Annotated in this window: 17 protein-coding genes; 6 read left to right on the top strand and 11 right to left on the bottom strand. The window is 59.0% G+C overall.

Annotated features, from left to right (window positions below; all coding sequences use genetic code 11):
* The first annotated feature begins 11 nt into the window (after positions 1-11).
* From AC1MDT_RS19715 to AC1MDT_RS19695, 5 genes are all read left to right on the top strand, one after another.
* The gene (locus AC1MDT_RS19715; protein WP_480418566.1) at positions 12-308 is read left to right on the top strand and encodes a pyrroloquinoline quinone biosynthesis protein PqqE; all 297 of its coding nucleotides are present in this window, start codon (positions 12-14) and stop codon (positions 306-308) included.
* A gap of 276 nt (positions 309-584) precedes the next feature.
* Entirely contained in the window at positions 585-2,390 is a 1,806-nt protein-coding gene (locus AC1MDT_RS19710; protein ID WP_480418565.1) for a phenylacyl-CoA dehydrogenase, read from the top strand.
* 206 nt (positions 2,391-2,596) lie between these two features.
* Complete coding sequence (locus tag AC1MDT_RS19705) at positions 2,597-3,886, top strand: GGDEF domain-containing protein (protein ID WP_480418564.1); 1,290 nt, start codon at positions 2,597-2,599, stop codon at positions 3,884-3,886.
* Positions 3,887-3,976: 90 nt separating this feature from the next.
* Positions 3,977-5,773: an acyl-CoA dehydrogenase C-terminal domain-containing protein gene (locus tag AC1MDT_RS19700; RefSeq protein WP_480418563.1), complete on the top strand. Its 1,797-nt coding sequence runs from the start codon at positions 3,977-3,979 to the stop codon at positions 5,771-5,773.
* Between the two features lie 189 nt (positions 5,774-5,962).
* The gene (locus tag AC1MDT_RS19695; RefSeq protein WP_480418562.1) at positions 5,963-7,741 is read left to right on the top strand and encodes an acyl-CoA dehydrogenase C-terminal domain-containing protein; all 1,779 of its coding nucleotides are present in this window, start codon (positions 5,963-5,965) and stop codon (positions 7,739-7,741) included.
* Between the two features lie 233 nt (positions 7,742-7,974).
* On the opposite strand, the gene AC1MDT_RS19690 is transcribed toward AC1MDT_RS19695, so the two are convergent.
* Entirely contained in the window at positions 7,975-8,889 is a 915-nt protein-coding gene (locus AC1MDT_RS19690; protein WP_480418561.1) for a LysR family transcriptional regulator, read from the bottom strand.
* A 169-nt stretch (positions 8,890-9,058) separates the two neighbouring features.
* Between AC1MDT_RS19690 and AC1MDT_RS19685 the strand changes: the two genes are divergently transcribed.
* Positions 9,059-10,300 carry an aspartate aminotransferase family protein gene (locus tag AC1MDT_RS19685; protein WP_480418560.1) on the top strand — a complete coding sequence of 414 codons (1,242 nt, stop codon included), beginning with the start codon at positions 9,059-9,061 and terminating at the stop codon, positions 10,298-10,300.
* Positions 10,301-10,456: 156 nt separating this feature from the next.
* Here the strand turns inward: AC1MDT_RS19685 and AC1MDT_RS19680 are convergent, their stop codons facing one another.
* The 10 genes from AC1MDT_RS19680 to AC1MDT_RS19635 form a co-directional block, all read right to left on the bottom strand.
* Positions 10,457-12,283, bottom strand: a complete 1,827-nt coding sequence (locus tag AC1MDT_RS19680; protein WP_480418559.1) for a S9 family peptidase — start codon at positions 12,281-12,283, stop codon at positions 10,457-10,459.
* Complete coding sequence (pqqE, locus tag AC1MDT_RS19675; RefSeq protein WP_480422830.1) at positions 12,249-13,391, bottom strand: pyrroloquinoline quinone biosynthesis protein PqqE; 1,143 nt, start codon at positions 13,389-13,391, stop codon at positions 12,249-12,251. The genes AC1MDT_RS19680 and pqqE overlap by 35 nt, the downstream gene beginning before the upstream one ends.
* 4 nt (positions 13,392-13,395) lie before the next feature.
* Positions 13,396-13,671 carry a pyrroloquinoline quinone biosynthesis peptide chaperone PqqD gene (gene pqqD, locus AC1MDT_RS19670; RefSeq protein WP_480418558.1) on the bottom strand — a complete coding sequence of 92 codons (276 nt, stop codon included), beginning with the start codon at positions 13,669-13,671 and terminating at the stop codon, positions 13,396-13,398.
* Positions 13,668-14,420 carry a pyrroloquinoline-quinone synthase PqqC gene (gene pqqC / locus AC1MDT_RS19665; protein ID WP_480418557.1) on the bottom strand — a complete coding sequence of 251 codons (753 nt, stop codon included), beginning with the start codon at positions 14,418-14,420 and terminating at the stop codon, positions 13,668-13,670. The genes pqqD and pqqC overlap by 4 nt, the downstream gene beginning before the upstream one ends.
* A gap of 137 nt (positions 14,421-14,557) precedes the next feature.
* Positions 14,558-15,469, bottom strand: a complete 912-nt coding sequence (gene pqqB, locus AC1MDT_RS19660) for a pyrroloquinoline quinone biosynthesis protein PqqB (RefSeq protein WP_480418556.1) — start codon at positions 15,467-15,469, stop codon at positions 14,558-14,560.
* An 85-nt stretch (positions 15,470-15,554) separates the two neighbouring features.
* Entirely contained in the window at positions 15,555-15,629 is a 75-nt protein-coding gene (gene pqqA / locus AC1MDT_RS19655; RefSeq protein WP_009045898.1) for a pyrroloquinoline quinone precursor peptide PqqA, read from the bottom strand.
* Between the two features lie 155 nt (positions 15,630-15,784).
* Positions 15,785-18,211 carry a pyrroloquinoline quinone biosynthesis protein PqqF gene (gene pqqF / locus AC1MDT_RS19650; protein ID WP_480418555.1) on the bottom strand — a complete coding sequence of 809 codons (2,427 nt, stop codon included), beginning with the start codon at positions 18,209-18,211 and terminating at the stop codon, positions 15,785-15,787.
* Between the two features lie 48 nt (positions 18,212-18,259).
* Positions 18,260-19,054: a carbon-nitrogen hydrolase family protein gene (locus tag AC1MDT_RS19645; RefSeq protein WP_480418554.1), complete on the bottom strand. Its 795-nt coding sequence runs from the start codon at positions 19,052-19,054 to the stop codon at positions 18,260-18,262.
* A gap of 12 nt (positions 19,055-19,066) precedes the next feature.
* Positions 19,067-20,749 carry a flavin monoamine oxidase family protein gene (locus AC1MDT_RS19640; RefSeq protein ID WP_201115999.1) on the bottom strand — a complete coding sequence of 561 codons (1,683 nt, stop codon included), beginning with the start codon at positions 20,747-20,749 and terminating at the stop codon, positions 19,067-19,069.
* Between the two features lie 273 nt (positions 20,750-21,022).
* Positions 21,023-21,484: an Lrp/AsnC family transcriptional regulator gene (locus AC1MDT_RS19635; protein WP_480418553.1), complete on the bottom strand. Its 462-nt coding sequence runs from the start codon at positions 21,482-21,484 to the stop codon at positions 21,023-21,025.
* Positions 21,485-21,571: the final 87 nt, after the last annotated feature.

Here is a 21,571-nt window from a genome sequence, read left to right as displayed (position 1 = left end):
CGAGTTTTCCCATGGAAATCTCAGGAAACAGCGCTTTTTATGCCGGTCTGAGCACTATTCAGACAGGGCAGAACCGCGTCGACCAAGCCGCTGGCCAGATCGCCAACACCACGGTTGAACGCTCGATGACCAGCCAGTCTTCCGAGGCCCAGGTGGATCGCCTGCGTTCGGTTGATCGCAGCCAGCAATCGGACCTGGCCGGCAGTGGGGTCGAGATGGCCCAAGGCAAATTTCAAGTTGAGGCCGGTGTAAAAGTCGCCAAGGCTTCCGATGAAATGCTCGGCACATTGATAGATACCTTTGCCTGATCCCTCGCTGACACCTCACCTGAAATGCCGCGAATATCCGCGGCATTTTTTTGCGTAAGTCCTTCTCCCAGCTCTAATCTTTCCTGCACCGTCTGTGACTCTGTCAGCCGCGGTGAGCGGCTGTGGGCGTTGTATTACCGTGGAGTGATGACGAATGACAAAAGATCGGCGCTTGACAAGGTTTAGGCGTAAACGTATGTTTCAAACAACTGTTTGATCGCGCAACAGATCATCGCGGTCGTTCATTCCCGGTTACATCAGCAGAGGTTTATCGCTATGCCTGACTACAAGGCCCCCTTGCGTGATATTCGCTTCGTTCGTGACGAACTGCTCGGCTACGAAGCGCACTATCAGAGCCTTCCGGCTTGCCAGGACGCAACTCCAGACATGGTTGACGCCATTCTCGAAGAAGGCGCCAAGTTTTGTGAGCAGGTGCTGGCTCCGCTGAACCGCGTGGGTGACATCGAAGGGTGCACCTGGAGCGAGGCCGGCGTTAAAACCCCGACAGGTTTCAAAGAGGCCTACAAACAGTTTGTTGAAGGCGGCTGGCCAAGCCTGGCTCACGACGTAGCGCACGGCGGCCAAGGTCTGCCGGAGTCTCTGGGCCTGGCGGTCAGCGAAATGGTCGGCGAAGCCAACTGGTCGTGGGGCATGTACCCTGGCCTGTCCCATGGCGCGATGAACACCATCTCCGAGCACGGCACGCCTGAGCAACAAGAGGCTTACCTGACCAAACTGGTTTCCGGCGAATGGACCGGCACCATGTGCCTGACCGAACCGCACTGCGGCACCGACCTGGGCATGTTGCGCACCAAGGCCGAACCCCAGGCTGACGGCTCCTACAAAATCTCCGGGACCAAGATATTCATCTCGGCCGGTGAACACGACATGGCCGACAACATCGTCCACATCGTGCTGGCACGCCTGCCGGACGCACCGGCGGGCACCAAAGGCATTTCGCTGTTCATCGTTCCGAAGTTCATGCCAAACGCTGACGGTTCGATCGGCGCCCGCAATGCGGTGACCTGTGGTTCCCTGGAACACAAAATGGGCATCCACGGCAACGCCACCTGCGTGATGAACTTCGACGCGGCCACCGGTTTCCTGATCGGCCCGGCGAACAAAGGCCTGAACTGCATGTTCACCTTTATGAACACCGCGCGCCTGGGCACTGCACTGCAAGGTCTGGCACACGCCGAGATCGGCTTCCAGGGCGGCCTGAAATACGCTCGCGATCGTCTGCAAATGCGTTCTCTGACTGGCCCGAAAGCGCCGGAAAAAGCCGCTGACCCGATCATCGTTCACCCTGACGTGCGTCGCATGTTGTTGACCATGAAAGCGTTCGCCGAAGGCAACCGCGCGATGGTTTACTTCACCGCCAAGCAGGTCGATATCGTCAAATATGGCGTGGACGAGGAAGAGAAGAAGAAGGCTGACGCACTGTTGGCGTTCATGACGCCAATCGCCAAAGCGTTCATGACCGAAGTCGGCTTCGAATCCGCCAACCACGGCGTGCAAATCTACGGCGGCCATGGCTTCATCGCCGAGTGGGGCATGGAGCAGAACGTTCGCGACAGCCGCATTTCGATGCTGTACGAAGGCACCACTGGCATTCAGGCACTCGACTTGCTGGGCCGTAAAGTGCTGATGACCCAAGGCGAAGCACTGAAAGGCTTCACCAAGATCGTCCATAAGTTTTGCCAGACCAACGAAGGCAACGAAGCGGTCAAAGAGTTCGTCGAGCCTCTGGCTGCGCTGAACAAAGAGTGGGGCGAGCTGACCATGAAGGTCGGTATGGCCGCCATGAAAGACCGCGAAGAAGTCGGCGCGGCCTCGGTGGACTACCTGATGTACTCCGGTTACACCTGCCTGGCTTACTTCTGGGCTGATATGGCGCGCCTGGCGGCCGATAAACTGGCTGCCGGCACGACCGAAGAGGCGTTCTACACCGCTAAGTTGCAGACAGCGCGCTTCTACTTCCAGCGCATCCTGCCGCGTACTCGCACTCACGTTGTCACCATGCTGTCAGGCGCTAACAACCTGATGGACATGAAAGAAGAGAACTTCGCGCTGGGCTACTAAGCCTTAACGCCGTTCTTCAAAAAAACCGCTGCTCCTTCGGGAGTGGCGGTTTTTTTGTGTTTGAACAACTACTAATAACGGCGCCTAAGCACCGAGTTAACGCGCTTGATAAAAAAACCTGGCAAATCACTCAGAAAATAAGCCAATCGGCCGCTAAAGTGAGGGCACAATGCCATCTATTGATCTGACGGTCGGAGTTCTACCCCTTGCCGCGTTCTTCTGCTGTACGTTTCAGTCATTTTTTGCCCTCACTACTGCTGTTACTCGCGGGGCTTGCGGCTGCGTACGTGAAGGATCTCAACGTCTTCTTCACCTCGCTGTTCAATGTGCTGCCCACCCTGGTGCTGCTGCTCGGCGGTGCTTACTGCGCGGTCTACCGGCGTCAGCGTGAACTGTTTCTGATGGTGACGGTGTATATCGCCTACTTCCTGCTCGACACCCAGACCGACTATTACCGTGACAACGGCAAGGTTCGTGACGATGCCGCCGTGGTGTTTCATTTGTGTTGCCTGTTGCTGCCACTGCTGTTTGGCATATTCGCCGCCTGGCAGGAACGTACCCATCTGTTTCAGGACATGGTGGCGCGTTTTGCCGTGTTGCTGGCGATCGGCAGCGTGGCGTTGGGGCTGGAGCAAAGTTACCCACAGGCGCTGTTGATGTGGTTGTCGGAAATTCGTTGGCCCGCCTTGCACGGCGCCTGGATGAGCCTGATTCAGTTGTCCTACCCGGTATTCATAGCCTCGTTCATTTTGTTGAGCTGGCAATACTGGCGTAACCCCAGGCCTCTGCACGCTGCACAATTGGTGGGCCTGCTCGGTTTGTTCTGGATGTTACCGAAAACCTTCATCCTGCCGTTCACGCTGAACATCATGTGCAGCCAAGTGATGCTAATGATCGCCGCCGCCGTTGCCCATGAGGCTTATCAAATGGCCTTCCGCGATGAACTCACCGGTCTGCCTGGCCGCCGCGCCTTGAACGAGCGCATGCAACGGCTGGGGCGCAATTACGTGCTGGCCATGAGCGACGTCGACCACTTCAAGAAATTCAACGACACCCACGGTCACGATGTTGGCGATCAAGTGCTGCGACTGGTCGCCAGCAAGCTGTCGAAAATCGGTGGGGGCGGTAGGGCGTATCGCTACGGCGGAGAGGAATTTGCGCTGGTGTTCGCGGGCAAAACCCTCGAAGAGTGCATGCCGCACCTGGAAGTCATCCGTGAGTCCATCGCCACTTACAATATCCAACTGCGTAATCAGGACAACCGTCCCCAGGACGATCAACAGGGGCGCCAGCGCCGCACCGGTTCAGGCGCCTCAAGCGTGTCGGTGACCGTCAGCATCGGTGTTGCCGAGCGCGTGGAGCAGCGTACCCCCGAAAAAGTGCTGAAGTCCGCGGACGAGGCGCTCTACAGCGCGAAGGGCGCCGGGCGAAACTGTGTGGTGGCCTTCGGTCAGACCCGTCGTGGCGCGGTGCGTATGGATGCCGCTGCGGGTTGAGTAATGATGGCGCATTCAGCGTCTGGACTGTGATTGTGGGGCACGGTCGACGGCAGTAGGTTTGAGCAATCTGCTGCCGGAGAAATGACCATGCCCGAGTACAAAGCCCCCCTGCGCGACATGCGCTTTCTGATCGATCATGTCTTTGATTTTCACGGCAACTACGCCGCGCTGGGCGCCACTGACGCCAGTCCGGACATGGTCAACGCGATCCTCGAAGAGGGCGCGAAGTTCTGTGAGAACGTTCTCGCACCGTTGAATCGCAGTGGCGACGAAGAAGGCTGCCATTTCGACAATGGCGTGGTCACGACGCCGACAGGTTTCAAGCAGGCATTCGCACACTATGTTGAAGGTGGCTGGCACGGTCTGGCGGCCGATCCGGCTTACGGCGGCCAGGGTTTGCCGAGTTCACTGGGGGTGGTCATCAGCGAGATGGTCGGTTCCAGCAACATCTCTTGGGGCATGTACCCCGGACTGACCCACGGTGCGATGTCGGCGATCCATGCCCACGGCACCGAGGCGCAAAAGCAGACGTACCTGAGCAAACTCACCGCCGGCCAATGGACCGGCACCATGTGCCTGACCGAGGCCCATTGCGGCACCGACCTGGGCATTATCAAAACACGCGCCGTGCCTGCGGCCGACGGCAGTTACGCAATCAGTGGCAGCAAGATTTTCATCTCGGCCGGCGAGCAAGACATGAGCGACAACATCATTCACCTGGTGCTGGCGAAATTGCCCGACGCTCCGGCCGGCACCAAGGGCATTTCGTTGTTCATCGTTCCCAAATTCCTACCCGATGTCGAGGGTGAAGCGGGCGAGCGTAATGGCGTTTCCTGTGGCTCCATCGAACACAAAATGGGCATCAAGGCGTCGGCCACCTGTGTGCTGAACTTTGACGACGCCAAGGGTTTCTTGATCGGTGAGCCGAACAAGGGCCTGAACTGCATGTTCACCATGATGAACCACGCGCGGCTAGGGACCGGCATGCAGGGGTTGTGTCTGGGGGAGGCGAGTTTTCAGGGAGCGATCAAGTACGCCAATGACCGGCTGCAGATGCGTTCGCTGACCGGCCCGAAAGCGCCGGAGAAAGTTGCCGATCCGATCATCGTCCACCCTGACGTGCGCCGGATGTTGTTGACCATGAAGGCCTTCAATGAAGGCAACCGCGCCCTCACCTATTTCACTGCGCAGCTGTTGGACGTGGCACATCTGAGTGCGGATGAATCGGCGCGTCAGGCCGCTGAAGACCTGCTGGCGTTCCTGACACCGATTTGCAAAGCCTTCATGACCGACACCGGGCTGGAAGTGACCAACCACGGCATGCAGGTGTTCGGTGGTCACGGGTTCATTCGTGAATGGGGCATGGAGCAGTTGGTTCGCGACTGCCGGATCGCTCCGATCTACGAAGGCACCAACGGTGTTCAGGCACTGGATCTGCTGGGGCGAAAGGTGCTCGGCAGCCAGGGTAAACTGCTGCGCTGCTTTACCAAAATCGTCCACAGGTTCTGCGCGGCGAATGCCGGGCATCCGCAACTCGCCCGCTATGTGGAACAACTCGACAGCCTGAATCAGCAGTGGGGCGAGTTGACCACCCAGGTCGGCATCGCGGCCATGAAAAATCCGGACGAAGTCGGCGCCGCGTCAGTGGACTACCTGATGTACAGCGGTTACATCATCCTCGGCTACCTGTGGTTGCGCATGGCGCTGGTGGCTCAGGCGCAGCTCGATTCGGGCAGTGGAGATGCCGATTACTGCCGAGGAAAACTGGCAACCTGCGAGTTTTACTTCAAGCGTCTTTTGCCGCGCACCACCGCTCATCGGGCGGCTGTCGAGGCGGGTAGCGATTGCCTGATGAAGCTGCCAGCGGAGCTGTTTGCGCTTTAATCTTTTAAAACCAGTCACAAAGAAGCCCGCATGACTGCGGGCTTTTTTTGTGACTGAATAGTCAGTGACTAAAGTTTACAAAATGGTCATGAGCTGACCCTATGTGTCGCAAAAGTTGTTGGGGTACACTCCGGCCCAACAAAAGCACCATTCCTACGAATCACCTGTTTAGATCTTACGAGGTTTGCCATGGCTGACTACAAAGCGCCCCTGCGCGATATGCGCTTCGTCCTCAATGAAGTTTTCGAGGTTGCCAAACTCTGGGCCGAGTTGCCTGCGCTGGCCGAGACCGTCGACGCGGAAACCGTTGAAGCCATTCTTGAGGAAGCGGGCAAGGTCACCAGCAAAAGCATCGCGCCCCTGAGCCGTGCGGCTGACGAAGAAGGTTGCCACTGGGCGGACGGTGCTGTCACCACGCCGGCAGGTTTCCCACAGGCTTATCAGACTTACGCTGAAGGCGGTTGGGTCGGTGTCGGTGGCGATCCGACCTATGGCGGCATGGGCATGCCCAAGGCTGTTTCGGCCCAGGTCGAAGAAATGGTCAACTCCGCCAGCCTGTCGTTCGGTCTGTACCCGATGCTGACCGCGGGCGCCTGCCTGTCGATCAATGCCCACGCCAGCGAAGCGTTGAAAGCGGCGTACCTGCCGAACATGTACGCCGGTGTCTGGGCCGGCTCCATGTGCCTGACCGAGCCACACGCCGGTACGGACCTGGGGATCATTCGCACCAAGGCCGAACCTCAGGCCGATGGTTCTTATAAAGTCAGCGGCACCAAGATCTTCATCACCGGTGGCGAACACGACCTGACCGAGAACATCATCCACCTGGTACTGGCCAAACTGCCGGACGCTCCGGCGGGGCCTAAAGGTATTTCGCTGTTCCTGGTGCCGAAGTTCATGGTCAATGCCGATGGCAGCCTGGGCGCACGCAACCCGGCAAACTGCGGTTCGATCGAACACAAGATGGGTATCCAGGCGTCCGCAACCTGCGTGATGAACTTCGACGAAGCCGTGGGTTACCTGGTCGGCGAGCCGAACAAAGGCCTGGCCGCGATGTTCACCATGATGAACTACGAGCGTCTGGGTGTCGGTATTCAAGGCCTGGCCAGTGGCGAACGCTCGTACCAGAACGCCGTTGAATACGCCCGGGACCGTCTGCAAAGCCGTTCGCCGACTGGCGCGCAGGACAAAGACAAAGTGGCTGACCCGATCATCGTCCACCCGGACGTGCGTCGCATGCTGCTGACCATGAAGGCCTCGAACGAAGGCGGCCGTGCCTTCTCGACGTACGTGGCCATGCAACTCGATACGGCCAAGTTCAGCGAAGACGCCACGACCCGCAAACGCGCGGAAGATCTGGTGGCCTTGCTGACCCCGGTGGCCAAGGCGTTCCTGACCGACCTCGGTCTGGAAACCACTATTCACGGCCAGCAGGTGTTTGGCGGTCACGGTTACATCCGTGAGTGGGGTCAGGAGCAGCTGGTGCGCGATGTGCGCATCACCCAGATCTACGAAGGCACCAACGGCATTCAGGCGCTGGACCTGGTAGGACGCAAGATCGTCGGCACGGGCGGGGCGTTCTATAACCTGTTTGCTGACGAGATTCGTCATTTCACTGCGACCGCCAGCGCGGAGCTGGCCGAGTTCACCAAGCCGCTGAACGAGGCCGTGACCACGCTCGACGAATTGACCGCGTGGTTGCTGGACCGGGCGAAAAACAATCCGAACGAAATCGGTGCGGCCTCGGTCGAGTACCTGCAAACCTTCGGTTACGTGGCTTACGCCTATATGTGGGCATTGATGGCCAAGGCGGCCTTGGGCAAAGAAGCACAGGACGACTTCTACGCGAGCAAACTGGGCACGGCGCGGTTCTATTTCGCACGCCTGCTGCCGCGCATTCACTCGTTGAGCGCGTCGGTGAAGGCCGGTAGCGAGTCGCTGTTCCTGCTGGACGCTGCACAGTTCTGACAATGTAACGTCACGTAAGCATTCTCTTACACAACGTACTGCTGTTCTCCCATAGAAGCAGATTGGATCCACCGCTAATCTACTGCTCATGGACGTAGCGCAGGAAGCGCAAAGCAACAACACGGACACGTAGGATTCTGCCAGGACGGCGGAGTGAAATGGATGTCAGGGAAACAGTCTGCAAAGCCCCGCCTCGGCGGGGTTTTCTTTTGCCTGCAGAAAAGTGGCCCGGCTCAGCCCATCAAGGGTTTTCGAGCCTCATCCGGTCCGTTTATCACTTCTTCCAACAGCGTGCGCAATAGGGCCAGCGAGGCTTGTTGTCGCTGCACATCGCGACACACCAATCCGACGTTGAGCGGTACCCGTGGTTCGGTCAGCGGTTTCCACAGCAGTTCATGGGTGTCGAGGGTCTTTTGCGAGCGCCCCGGCAGCACCGTGGCGAGTCGAGTGTGAGGCAGACTGTCGAGAATCCCTGCCATGTTGTTCAGTTCCGCCTGAACCTGGGGGCGTCTGCCCAGATTGGCCAGTTGGGCCTGCCAGATCTGCCGCACCTGAAACTCCTCACCGAGCAGCAACATGGGCAACTCGGCGGCCTGGCTCATAGAGACTTTCTTGAATTCGCGTAATGGGTGGTCTGCCGGGATGACTAGCGTCAATTCATCTTCGTACAGCATCACGCCATGCAATCCCGGCTGCCGCGGCGGCAGATAGCTGATTCCAATGTCGAGCGAGCCGTTGAGCAAGCGCCGTTCGATTTCCAGCCCCGACAATTCGTAGATTTGCACCACTAGATGCGGCTGCGCCTTGCGCACCCGTTCGAGCATCTGCGGCACCAGGCTGCTGTGGACGGTCTGCAATACGCCGATGGCTAACGTGCGCAGTGCCTGTCCCTTGAAATTGCCAAGGGCTTCCCGTGCCCGTTGCAGGCCGTCGAGCAATGGCAGGGCATGGTTGTACAACGTGTGTGCCCCCAGTGTTGGCAGCAGGCGTTTGCTGCTGCGCTCGAACAGACTGACATCGAGGTTCTGTTCAAGGTGACGAATCTGTTGCGACAGCGCGGGTTGAGAGATCGAAAGTCGCTCGGCAGCCCGGCCGACATGGCCTTCTTCGTAGACCGCGACGAAATAACGCAGTTGCTTGAAATCCATAAGTAATACTTATCGAAAATGCTGAGAAATCGAAATGGCTGAACGCCTTGCCTGAGCCTAGTCTAACCGTATTCACAAGGCTTACAGGGCCACAGAGCGCTATGAATACCGTTTACTTTGGTGGTGTTTACATAGGTAAGGCAAAAAACCTCGGACGAGGTGTTTTCAATTGAATCTGTTCAGTTTGCGTCGCAATCCACCGAGCCTTGATGACCTGTTCGTGGACCATACTCAGCCATCCAGGGACGATAACCTTTGCAGCGAGTGCTTGATGCCCAGTGTCGAGCGGCCGAAACACATTTTTGTACGTGGCCAAGGCTCGTGGTTGTGGGACAGCGATGATCGCGCCTATCTGGATTTCTCCCAGGGTGGGGGGGCCAATAGCCTTGGGCACAGCCCCTCGGTACTGGTCAACGCCATCACGGCGCAGGCGCAGTCGCTGATCAATCCCGGTTTCGGCGTGCATAACCGCGGCATGCTCAGCCTAGCCGACCGTCTGTGCGCAAGCACCGGCAGTGACCAGGCGTACCTGCTCAACAGCGGCAGTGAAGCCTGTGAGGCGGCGATCAAGCTGGCGCGTAAATGGGGTCAACGACATCGTGGCGGCGCTTCGCGCATTATCGTTGCCAGCAAGGGCTGCCATGGTCGTAGCCTGGGGATGATTTCGACGCCGGACTTCCACCACGTGCCATTCAATGACCTTCGCGCATTGCATGCGGCGATCGACGCGCAGACCGTCGCGATCATGCTCGAACCCATCCAGAGCGAAGCGGGTGTGATTCCCGCCACCGAGCATTACCTCAAGGGCGTCGAACGCCTGTGTCGTGAGCTGGGCATCCTGTTGATCTTCGACGAAGTGCAAACCGGCATGGGCCGTTGTGGCACGTTGCTCGCCGAACAGTCCTATGGCGTTCGGGCAGACATTATTGCCCTCGGCAAAGGGCTCGGCGGTGGCGTGCCATTGGCCGCGTTGCTGGCGCGAGGCAAGGCCTGCTGTTTCGACATCGGCGAAATGATGGGCACCCATCATGGCAATGCACTAATGACGGCGGCAGGACTTGCCGTGTTCGACAGCGTCCAGGACAAGGGCTTTCTCGACCATGTGAAGGACACCGGTCAGCACTTGCGCGAAGGCCTGGAGCGTTTGTCCTATCGATATGGTCACGGCGAATTACGCGGGCAAGGACTGCTCTGGGGACTGACACTGTCTGACGATTCAGCTGACGCCGTCGTAAACTCTGCGTTATACGAAGGCTTGCTGCTCAACACCCCGCAACCCGATTGCCTGCGCTTTACGCCAGCCCTCACCGTCAGCAAAGCCAACATCGACGAAATGCTCCTGCGCCTGGCCCGTGCGTTCTCACGCGTACGCACCGCGCAATTGCAGTGCCGCAAAGGGATTGCGGTCTGATCGGACCTTACCTACACACATTCCCGAACCGTCTCGCGGTATAACGCGTCGCCCCATGCCTGATTCTTTCGACGTGGGGCGTTTTTTTGTCGGTCGAATGTGGGAGCGAGCCTGCTCGCGAATGAGGCACCGCCATATCTGCACTAAGCGCCGACGTCAGTCCGCCAACGCCATCACCCGCCGATAAAACAACCACTCCTGCTCCAGCGCATGGGCCTGATTGCCAGCCTTGCGAAAGCCATGACGTTCGTCCGCGTAGTAATGCGCTTCAACCAGCAAGCCGTTACCTTCCAGCGCCGTGACCATGTCCCGCGTCTGTTGCGGCACAACCACCGCATCCAGTTCCCCCTGAAAGAAAATCACTGGCACCTTGATATTGCTCGCGTGCAATAACGGCGTCCGCGCGGCGTAGCGTTCGGCATCTTGCACCGGATCGCCAATGAGCCAATCCAGGTAATCACTTTCAAATTTGTGGGTCGCCCGGCCGAGCGCAACGGGGTCGCTGACGCCATAAAGGCTGGCGCCGGCGCGGAAGACGTTGTGGAAGGCCAGCGCGCAAAGGGTGGTGTAACCCCCGGCACTGCCACCGCGAATAAACGCGTTGTCGCCGTCGATCAATCCGCGTTCGGCGAGATGGGCGACAACCGCACAGGCGTCTTCCACATCCACCTCGCCCCAACTCAAATGCAGCGCCTGGCGATAGGCTCGGCCATAGCCGCTGCTGCCACGGTAGTTGAGGTCAGCGACAGCGAAGCCGCGTTGCGCCCAGTACTGGATGCGCGGATCGAGCATCGGGTAGCACGCTGATGTCGGCCCCCCGTGGATAAACACCACCAGTGGCGGTTTCACGTCGCCGTTCATTGCCGGATAGAAGAAACCGTGAGCCTCGCCTGATCCGCTTGGGTAGCGCAGGGTTTGCGCAACGCTGATCTGCTTGGCAGGTAACGGTGCAACCCCGCCGGCCAGTACCTTGACCTGTCGGGTATCGCGGTCGATAGCAATGACCGCCGTCGAACTGATCGGCGACGCGGCGATGCAGTAAATGAATTGCTCATCCAGTGCGAGATGGCGGAAGCGGCTGTAAGCACCGGTGAAATCTTCACCGATGTCACCGCAAAGGCCCAGTCGGCCAAACCCGCCTTCGGTCCAGCTTGCCAGATAGCTGCTTTCGCTCAGTGCCAACCAAGTGCTGCCGCCCAGCTGCCAAGGCGCCGGTCCATGGTCCGCTTCGGCACTTGGCAAAGGACTCAAGCCTTCTGACGATTCCACCCAGGGCTGCCAGAAACCGCCGCGATCCGTCAGACAATACAGACGGCCGTGACAATCAAATCGCGGCTGTTGCAACGATTCCCGGAGACCGTTGCCGGCGACGCATCGCGGTGCAGCAAAACCGTCCTTGTTCTGGCGCTCGGCAACCATCAGGCGGGTCGCTGTCCATGGCTGATCCGGGCGGCTCCATTCGATCCACGCCAAGCGTTGCGCGTCCGGACTCAGCGTCGGAGCGGCGTAGAAGTCGGCGCCTTCGGCCAGCAGATGACGCCTGCCATCAGCCAGATCTATAGCCACCAAACGATGCCGATCACGGTTCTCTTCAACCGCGAGTACCTGACCGTTGGCGAACTGCAGATCGCCGTAGCGGCAAACGCCTGAAGTCAGCACCTCAGGCGTTTCGCCCTTGAGCGATTGTCGATACAGCTGCTGGTCCGCCTCGTTGACGAACACTGTCCCGTCATCGGTCAGGCAAAACGCTCCACCGCCATATTCGTACACCCGACTGCGCACACTGAAGCCCGCCGGTGTCAGGCAATGCGCCTGGCCATCACGCCAATGCCAGAGGCGGCAGGCTGCATCCTCTGGACGGTATTCGTTCCAGAACAGGCCATGGCGACCGACCTGCAATTCGGCAAAGTCGATACCGGCGGCGACAGCCCTGATAGCGCTGAAGGGTTCAGCTTTTAGCGATGAGTCGTGAATTTCGTTCATTGCGAAAGGCCAATTGTTCGATGGTCTGGGTCGCGTGCTCGGCTTCTTCGCGGGCCTTGAGGATCACGCCGTGATGTTCTGATTTGCTGCACACCGGGTCGGCGTTGCTCGCGTCCCCTGTGAGCATGAACGCCTGACACCGACAGCCGCCGAAGTCTTTTTCTTTCTCATCGCAGGAGCGGCACGGCTCGGGCATCCAGTCGTAGCCGCGAAAGCGATTGAAACCGAACGAGTCGTACCAGATGTGCTGCATGCTGTGGTCGCGCACGTTGGGAAATTGCACCGGCAGCTGTCGGGCGCCATGACAAGGCAAGGCAGTGCCGTCCGGCGTGACCGTCAGAAAAATACTCCCCCAGCCATTCATGCAGGCTTTCGGGCGTTCTTCGTAATAGTCCGGCGTGACGAAGATCAGCTTGCACGGATGCCCTTCGGCTTCCAGTTTGGCGCGGTATTCATTGGTGATGCGTTCGGCCCGGACCAGTTGCTCCCTGGTCGGCAACAGACCGACGCGATTGAGCTGCGCCCAACCGTAAAACTGGCAGGTGGCGAGTTCGACGAAGTCCGCCTCAAGGGCTATGCACAGTTCGATAATGCGGTCGATCTTGTCGATGTTGTGCCGATGGGTCACGAAGTTCAGCACCATCGGATAGCCGTGGGCCTTCACCGCACGGGCCATTTCGAGCTTCTGGGCAAAGGCCTTTTTTGAGCCGGCCAGCAGGTTGTTCACTTGCTCGTCGCTGGCCTGAAAACTGATCTGGATATGATCCAGGCCGGCCTTTTTGAAGTCGCTGATTTTCTGCTCGGTCAAGCCGATGCCGGAGGTGATCAGATTGGTGTAGAAACCCAGCTTGCGTGCCTCGGTGATCAGTTCCTCGAGGTCTTGGCGCACCAGCGGTTCACCACCGGAGAAACCCAACTGCGCTGCGCCCATCTCCCGAGCTTCGCGGAACACCTTGATCCACTGCTCGGTGCTCAGCTCTTTGCCTTGCTCGGCAAAGTCCAGCGGATTGGAGCAGTACGGGCATTGCAGCGGGCAGCGATAGGTCAGCTCGGCCAGCAACCACAAGGGCAGGCCGATGTCCGGTTTGGGCGGTAACGTGTCTGACACGGAATCAGGCAAGTTCGATCCAGTGCTGAGCACGGGCGACCTCCATGAATTGCTCGATGTCCTCACCGAGCTCGGGTACGCCGGGGAACTGCGCGTCCAGTTCGGCAATGATCGCCGCGACGGTGCGTTGGCCGTCGATCAACCCGCCAATCATTGCGGCGCTTTCGTTAAGTTTGATCATGCCTTCCGGGTACAGCAGCACGTGGCCTTTCTGCGCCGGTTCGTATTGGTAACGGTAGCCCTGACGCCAGGTTGGGGTCTTGCTGCGATCAAAACTCATAAAGTGATTCCTTTGTGCCAGACCCGCTGCTCGGTCACGCTGTGATACGGCGGGCGGTTCAGTTCGTAGGCCATGCTCATGGCATCGAGCATGCTCCAAAGAATGTCCAGTTTGAACTGGAGAATTTCCAGCATGCGCTCCTGGCCTTCCCGCGTTGTGTAGTGCTGCAAGGTGATCGCCAGACCGTGTTCCACGTCGCGTCGCGCCTGACCCAGACGTGTGCGGAAATACGCGTAGCCGGTCGGGTCGATCCACGGGTAATGCTGCGGCCAGCTGTCCAGTCGCGATTGGTGGATTTGTGGTGCAAACAGTTCGGTCAGCGAGCTGCTGGCGGCTTCCTGCCAACGGGCCCGGCGGGCGAAGTTGACGTAGGCATCCACGGCGAAACGCACACCGGGCAGCACCAACTCCTGCGAACGCAGCTGATCCGGGTCGAGGCCGACGGCCTGGCCCAGACGCAGCCAGGCTTCGATACCGCCGTCTTCACCGGGGGCGCCGTCGTGGTCCAGCAGACGCTGAATCCACTCGCGACGAACCTCCCGATCCGGGCAGTTGGCGAGAATGGCGGCGTCCTTCAGGGGAATGTTCACTTGATAATAGAAGCGGTTGGCGACCCAACCCTGGATCTGTTCGCGGGTCGCCCGGCCTTCATACATCGCCACGTGATAGGGGTGATGGATGTGGTAGTAGGCACCCTTCGCTCGCAGGGCGGCTTCGAATTCGGCAGGGGACATTGCGGTGTCAGTCATTTCGGTTCTCCGGGAACAACCGCTAGATTCTGTGGTGTCTGGTCTGATGTCTTCGAGCAGGCTCGCTCCCACATTGGAATGCGATCCCCTGTGGGAGCGAGCCTGCTCGCGATAGACCGCGCAGTGGTCTCGATGTCCTACAACACAATACTCATGCCGTCATACGCCACTTCAACATTACGCCGCACCAACTCCGCGCGCTCTGGCGAATCCTCATCCAGAATCGGGTTGGTGTTATTGATATGGATTAGCACTTTGCGCGGCTGTGGCAGTTGTTCCAGCACCTCCAGCATACCGCCGGGGCCGTTTTGCGCCAGGTGGCCCATTTCCCGGCCAGTGCGGGTGCCGACGCCACGGCGTTGCATTTCGTCGTCATCCCACATCGTGCCATCGACCAACAGGCAATCGCTGCTCGCCATGATGTCCAGCAGTGGCGCATCGACCTTGCCCAGGCCGGGCGCATAAAACAGTTTGCCTCCGGTGTTCAGGTCTTCGACGATCAGGCCTAAGTTGTCGCCCGGGTGCGGGTCGAAGCGGTGCGGCGAGTAGGGCGGTGCGGCGCTGCGCAGCGGCAATGGGGTGAAGCGCAGGTTCGGGCAGGCCGGGATGATGAAGCTGCGGTCGAGCTCGATGCGGTTCCAGGTCAGCCCGCCATTCCAGTGGTTCAGCATGGTGAACAGCGGGAAGCCGGTGCTCAGGTCTTCATGGACCATGTCAGTGCACCAGACCTGATGTGGACAACCTTCACGCAGGCTGAGCAGGCCGGTGGTGTGGTCGATCTGGCTGTCCATCAGGATGATCGCGCTGATGCCGGTATCGCGCAGGGCGCGGCCCGGTTGCATCGGGGTAAAGCTCTGGAGCTGAGCGCGGATGTCCGGCGAGGCATTGCACAGCACCCAGTTCACGCCGTCATCGGAAATCGCGATGGACGACTGGGTCCGCGCCTTGGCCCGCAGGGTCCCGCTGCGAAAACCTGCGCAGTTCACACAGTTGCAGTTCCACTGGGGGAAACCACCGCCGGCGGCGGAACCTAGAATCTGGACAAACATGGGTGCTCCATCATTTCAACACTGAAAATAAAAACGCCTCGGCAAACCGAGGCGTTGAACCAAGCTCTCTACCTGACGGCAGAACTTAGCGGCTTGCGAAATACATGGTGACTTCAAAGCCGATACGCAGGTCGGTGTAAGCAGGTTTGGACCAGGACATGGGAGCGCTCCTTCGGGTGACGGGACAGGGGGTATCTATACATATAGTCCATCTCCAGTGGGAGATGTTCAGATAGTTAGGTGGCTATGTTACTCAAAATAACAGCATGGTTACCCGTGAATCTTTGAGAAAGCTCATTGCAGCGTTGGTAATGATCATTTTGTCACTTGCCAGGACGCGTCTGGGCAAGGTCCGCTGGCCAGGCAGCGCCAGCCGCCCTCGGCGTGATTCAGCCGGCGGGCCGCAGCCACAAGTGCCGGGCGATCGGTGAGTCGAATCGCCTGGGGTATTTGCGACAAATAATCCGACGAGTGGCCGGCCAATTTGCCCTGCCAGAGCACTTCGGCGGCCTGTGTATCAGGCAGCGCCGCGCTATCGAATTGATTGGCCAGTGCCTGGCGCTGGCCGTTGAAAGTCACGTCATCGATGTTGTCGATCATCCCTTCCAGGCCCCGCAGGAAATGTTCGATATGTCCCAGCAGGTCCAAAGTGGCGACGCCGGGTGATTGCACACCAAACACAATCCCGGTCTGGCCATGGATCTGGCGCAGGCCGCTGAATACGGCATAGCCCAGTTGCATCTCCACTCGCAGGCGCTGATAGAACGGCGTCTGACACACATGAGCGAGTAAACGCCAGGCGGCTTCATCGGCCATATCCAGGCTAGCGGTCGGACAGAAGAGCAGCAATGCATGTTCGCTGGAATCCACATCGAGTTGGGTCCAGAGGCGTTGTGAGTTGATCGAGAGGGCAGGCAACGCTTGAATACCCGCAGTACCGGGCATGCGGCTCAACGCAAACGACATCGCCGCTTGAGTCTGCGCCGACAGGCCGGTCGCCAGACCCTCCCAGCGTGCACTGGACCAGAGCTGCTGCAAATCATCAGAGACAGCCGTGGGCGCCAGACAATAATCGGGCAGGGCCTTCAGCAGTTGTTTAATGGGCAACAGCGCAGTGCTTTTCGATGCTTCTGGTGAGAAACCGGCATCAGCGTTTGTCAGTTCTTTCAGTGCATGTTCGAGGACTGTTGGCATCGGCTCCTGCAGTCCGGTCATTTTGAGCAGCCACTCATTGCCCGATGCACTGAAGGAAAAATCCACGCCTGCCTGACGAGCCTCTTCACGCAATGGTTGCAGGCGGTTTTCCAGGCTCGATTGCAGGCGTGGGTGAGGTTTGGACTCGAGTCGCCAACGCAGGTAAATCGCACCGTCAACCGTGTTATCCGACAAGGCCTGACTGAACTGCATCGAAGAGTTTTCGCGACGGCTGCGCGAGCGATCCTGGGCAAATGTGCGCAGACCCCGGTGTTTGCTGGTTTGGCCGCGAATCAGCCCGGCGCTGGGCGCGGGTGTCTCGGTGCGTAAAAACGGATTGGGTGTCGGCAATTGCCATTCGCTGCTGAAGTTATCCACAGCGCCGATTTTAATCAGGATGTCCTTGAGTGCGACAACGCCCGTTTCGGATAGCCCGGCTTCAATCTGCTCCATGTCTTGTTGGGCCCGTTGCAACGCAGCGCTGACTTGCCGTTGGCGCTGGAGCACGGCGGCGTATTCTTCGCGCAGGTTTTCCCAATCGTGATGTGAGGCAAAAAAACCCAGCCAATCCAGAAGCCGTTCTTGAATCACCTTCGCGGGTTGAGTCGTTGCGAATTCGATGTGCAGCAAGGCTTGCCCGGCGAATTGATACAGCGGCACGGCTTTGAGGCTGTCAGCCAAACCGTCCTCTCGCAGTTTCGCCAGCAGCCCGCCAGACTTTGCGGCATTCAACCAATGACACAGAAATGCTAATGCTTGCGTCGATGACTCAGGCAGCGCTTCGAACGTGAACAGAAGATCGAGGCGCCGCTCGTTCACCTGTTGATAACGGGTTGCAGCAGACGCCATCAGCCGCGTAGGCGTTTGTTGCGGGACCTCTTCCCCTACAGGAATCGCAGCGCCAAAGCGCTGAGCCATCGCCGTCAACTCATCGAGACTCTGCGGGCCGACGAGGCTCAAGGACATCTGGCCGGTTCGATAAAACCGCTGATAAAACTCGTCCAGCGCTTGCTGAAATTCAGATCGAAGCACCGGCAGACTGTCGCGGTTGCCGGCATGAAACCCGCGCAAGGGGTGAGCAGGCGAAAGCCCATCGAACAAGGCCAACTGCTGTTGCGCGTTAGCGTCTTGCGACCAGGCGACAAACTCAGCGTGCAGCACTTCCCGTTCCCGCTGCTGATCGTCCAGGTTCATGCGCGGATGAGCGAGCATGTCTGACAGACGCTCCAGCCCGCCGCTAAAGGCGAGAGGTGGCAGTTCGAAAAAGAAGTCGGTGGTGCGTTCGCGGGTCCGCGCGTTCACCTGCCCGCCATGCCCCTGAACGTAGGCCATCAGCGCGTTGTCGGCAGGAAAGCGCTCTGTACCCAGAAACAGCAGATGCTCAAGAAAATGCGCCAGACCGGGCCACGCCAATGACACATCGTGACTGCCAGCGTAAACCCGTAACGCGGCAGCGCAACGCTTCAACTCGGGAACGTGACGCAGCGTCACCCGCAGGCCGTTGGCCAGGGTTTCAGTGCAGGGGCGAGGGTGATTCAGCGCAGGCATGAGCACTTCCAGTACAGAGAAGCGCTAATGCTAGCGGATAACGGTGTATCAGCGCTTGTTCAGCTCGCTGTAAAGCTCGGGACGGCGGTCGAGAAAGTAGCGATTGGCGGCGCGGGAATCGATCATCGACTGGCGATCGAGTTCGCCAACAATCAATGCTTCATCCAGACCTGCCTGGGCGATGCGGTTGCCATCCGGCGCAGCGATGCTGCTCTGGCCGCAGTAGTGGATTTCGCCTTCGTGGCCACAGTAGTTGGCATACGCCACGTAGCACTGGTTTTCGAACGCCCGGGCACGGACGGTGACGTCGGCGATAAAGTCGTAGGGAATCATGTTCGCCGTCGGCACCAGAATCAGCTCGGCGCCGGCCAAAGCCAGGCGCCGGGCGTTTTCCGGGAACTCCAGGTCGTAACAGATCAGGAGTCCAAGCGTCCAGCCATTGAGCTCTACCAGCGGAAAGTCATCCCCGCCTGCGCTGAACATCGAGTGATCGAGCTCGCCGAACAGGTGAGTTTTGCGGTAGTTGCACAGGCGCTCGCCGTTGGCGTCGATCAACTGCACGGCGTTGTAGATTTGCCCGTCTTCGGTGCGCTCGGGGTAGCCATATAAAATGGCGATTCCGGTGGTCTTGGCGATGCGCGCGATCTGCTGCGCCGATTCACCGTCGTGCACCTCAGCCAGCACGCTGACGGCATCGACGCCGATGTTGTAGCCGGTCAGGAACATCTCCGGCAGCACCAGCAAATCTGCGCCCTTGGCCTCCAGCGCCAGTTGATGCAGGCGTTGCAGGTTGCCAGCGACATCCAGAGGCAGCGGTGGACATTGGTAAAGGGCTACGCGCATTTCGGATTCCTCTTACTCGGGCAGGGCGATCGGACCGATCTCGTTGAACACATCTCCTGGGCCCGGGTTCTCGGCGTGAGTTTCACCGCCGAAGTGTTTCATGATGCCCCACACCGCGTTCAGCGAAGTCTGTACCGCACCTTCAACCCAGGCTGGCGTCCACGAAACGTCGTCGCCGGCGATGAAAATCCCGCGCTGCTCGGCCGGCATATCGTCCTGCATGAAGTGTGCGTACATACGCTGGTTATAACGGTAATGACCGGGCAGGGCGCCTTTGAAAGCACCGAGGAAATGCGGGTCGGCTTCCCAGGACACGGTGATCGGATCACCGATGATTCGCGCGGCAATGTCGACTTTCGGGTAGATCTTTTTCAGCGCATCCAGCGCCAGCTTCACGCGCTTTTCAACCGGGTGCGGGAGCATTTTCAGCGCATCGCTCATCCACGAGTACGACAGGCAAATAACGCCGGGCTTGTCGTCGCCATTGTCGAACAGATAAGTGCCACGGGTCAGGCGATCGGTGAGGGTCATGCTCATCAGGTCGCGGCCGGTTTCCGGATCCTTGTCCTTCCAGAATGGCCGGTCGACCATCACGAAGGTTTTCGACGATTGCATGTAGCGAGTGCGGTCCAGGGCCATCCACATCTTTTGCGAGAACAGGGTTTCGTCGCATTCAATCTGGGTGGTCAACAGCCAGCTCTGGCAGGTGGTCAGTACCGCCGCGTATTCGCGGGTGTCGCCGTAGTTGTCGGTGACAGCAAAGCGGCCATTGGCTGCGTGGGCTATTTTTTTCACGCCGGAGCGCGGAGCGCCCCTGTGCAATGAACTGAGGCTGGTGCCTTCGGGCCAATGTACGCAGCGTTCCGGAACATGACGCCAGATGCCCTGCGGTACTTGTTCCACGCCGCCCACAACCAGGTGTTGATGGTCATCGCAGTTGGTCATGACCACGCGGAAGATTTCCAGCATTGAGTTCGGGAAGTCCGAGTCCCAGCCGCCGGTGCCGAAACCGACCTGGCCGAACACTTCGCGGTGATGGAACGACAGCTTGGCGAAGGCTTTGGAGGTGGCAACGAAGTCGTAGAATGTGCGGTCGTCCCACAGCGGAACCAGGGTGTTCCACAACGACTTGAGGCGTGGCACGTCGCGGTCGCGGATCGCTTGCTGGATATCGGAGAACTGCGAACCCGCTTCCAGCGCATCCGCCCACGCATCGGCCACTTCCTGGAACAGTGCAGGAAGATCCGCCAGTTTCTGTGCGTAATGGGTTTTGCCTTCCAGGTCGATGACGGTGCTACCGGACGCAGGCGTCAGCGGGTTCGGGAAAGGTTTGGTCTCGAGGCCGAGTTTGTCGACGTAGTGATAAAACGCAGTGGACGACACCGGGAAACGCATCCCGCCGAGCTCGGCGATAATGCCATCGGCACCATTGAATGCCTGGGAGCGCAGACGGCCACCCATTTTCGAGGCTTCGTAGACGACGGGTTTGAGGCCCAGTTTCATCAATTCGTAGGCGGCCACCAAACCGGCGATACCGGCGCCGACGATCGCCACTTCGGCGCCGTGGTTGTGCGCAGGAATACTGCCGAGGCCAGCCGGGTGTTCGATCCAGTCGTCGAAGGCGAAAGGAAAATCCGGGCCGAAAATGGTGACTGGCTTTTTACCGTCTGCAGGATGGCGATTGTTCTTGTTCATGGCTGACCTTGCTGGCGACCGGACGCGGGATGCGCGTCTGAGTATAGGAAATGATGGCAGCCATTTTAGAGAGCGTAGAACACGTTAATAAGACGCAATGTGTCGTCGTTTTGCAGGTTTGTTGATCATTATGACTATCTATTGCTGCACATTGTCCACTGTGGGAGCGAGCCTGCTCGCGAAAGCGGTTTGCCATTGAACGTTGAAGTCACTGACCCACCGCCTTCGTCGGAACGCCGCCCGGAGCCGGCTCGCTCCCACAATGGATCGCGTTCAAACCGGCTGCCCGCGATCAATCTTGCTACTTAAAATGATCGAAGTGGTCGTCTTCTCCACCCCATCCACACCGCCGATCTGATCCAGCAACTGATCCAGCTGCTCTGGCGAATCGGTACGCAACCACGCCACATAATCAAATTCGCCACTGACGGCACACAACTGCTGAACCTGCGCCATCGCGCTGAGGCGCCGCAGCACTTCCTTGCCGGAGCGCGGTTGCACGGTGATTCCGACGTACGCCTGCAAGCCGCCATCCACCACGCGCTGACCCAAACGCACGCCGTAGCCGGTGATCACCTTGGCTTTTTCCAGCCGTGCCAGCCGCGACGTGACGGTCGTGCGGGCAACGCCCAGTTGCCGGGCGAGCATGGCCACGCTTTCGCGAGCGTTGATCTGCAGGGCCGCGATCAATTGGCGGTCGATTTCGTCAAGAACGGGCGTGCGGGTGTCAGGCAAAGGTTGTCTCCGGCAGTACAGATCAGTGGGTCAACATGTTACAGGCACATCCCGTATAGCGGATGTTTGATCTAGTCTCAGTACCGT

The organism is Pseudomonas sp. ASL7, from assembly GCF_056680375.1.
Note: the sequence above shows the minus strand (reverse complement) of the source record. Positions and strands in the feature narration are given on the sequence as shown.

What these genes read in the sequence shown, in the direction of transcription:
- pqqD (WP_480418558.1), bottom strand. Translation starts at nt 13,671, where the DNA reads ATGAGTTTTGATCGCAGCAAGACCCCAACCTGGCGTCAGGGCTACCGT.
- pqqF (WP_480418555.1), bottom strand. Translation starts at nt 18,211, where the DNA reads ATGCCTGCGCTGAATCACCCTCGCCCCTGCACTGAAACCCTGGCCAAC.
- AC1MDT_RS19710 (WP_480418565.1), top strand. Translation starts at nt 585, where the DNA reads ATGCCTGACTACAAGGCCCCCTTGCGTGATATTCGCTTCGTTCGTGAC.
- AC1MDT_RS19640 (WP_201115999.1), bottom strand. Translation starts at nt 20,749, where the DNA reads ATGAACAAGAACAATCGCCATCCTGCAGACGGTAAAAAGCCAGTCACC.
- AC1MDT_RS19690 (WP_480418561.1), bottom strand. Translation starts at nt 8,889, where the DNA reads ATGGATTTCAAGCAACTGCGTTATTTCGTCGCGGTCTACGAAGAAGGC.
- AC1MDT_RS19695 (WP_480418562.1), top strand. Translation starts at nt 5,963, where the DNA reads ATGGCTGACTACAAAGCGCCCCTGCGCGATATGCGCTTCGTCCTCAAT.
- pqqC (WP_480418557.1), bottom strand. Translation starts at nt 14,420, where the DNA reads ATGACTGACACCGCAATGTCCCCTGCCGAATTCGAAGCCGCCCTGCGA.
- AC1MDT_RS19700 (WP_480418563.1), top strand. Translation starts at nt 3,977, where the DNA reads ATGCCCGAGTACAAAGCCCCCCTGCGCGACATGCGCTTTCTGATCGAT.
- AC1MDT_RS19715 (WP_480418566.1), top strand. Translation starts at nt 12, where the DNA reads ATGGAAATCTCAGGAAACAGCGCTTTTTATGCCGGTCTGAGCACTATT.
- pqqB (WP_480418556.1), bottom strand. Translation starts at nt 15,469, where the DNA reads ATGTTTGTCCAGATTCTAGGTTCCGCCGCCGGCGGTGGTTTCCCCCAG.
- AC1MDT_RS19645 (WP_480418554.1), bottom strand. Translation starts at nt 19,054, where the DNA reads ATGCGCGTAGCCCTTTACCAATGTCCACCGCTGCCTCTGGATGTCGCT.
- AC1MDT_RS19680 (WP_480418559.1), bottom strand. Translation starts at nt 12,283, where the DNA reads ATGAACGAAATTCACGACTCATCGCTAAAAGCTGAACCCTTCAGCGCT.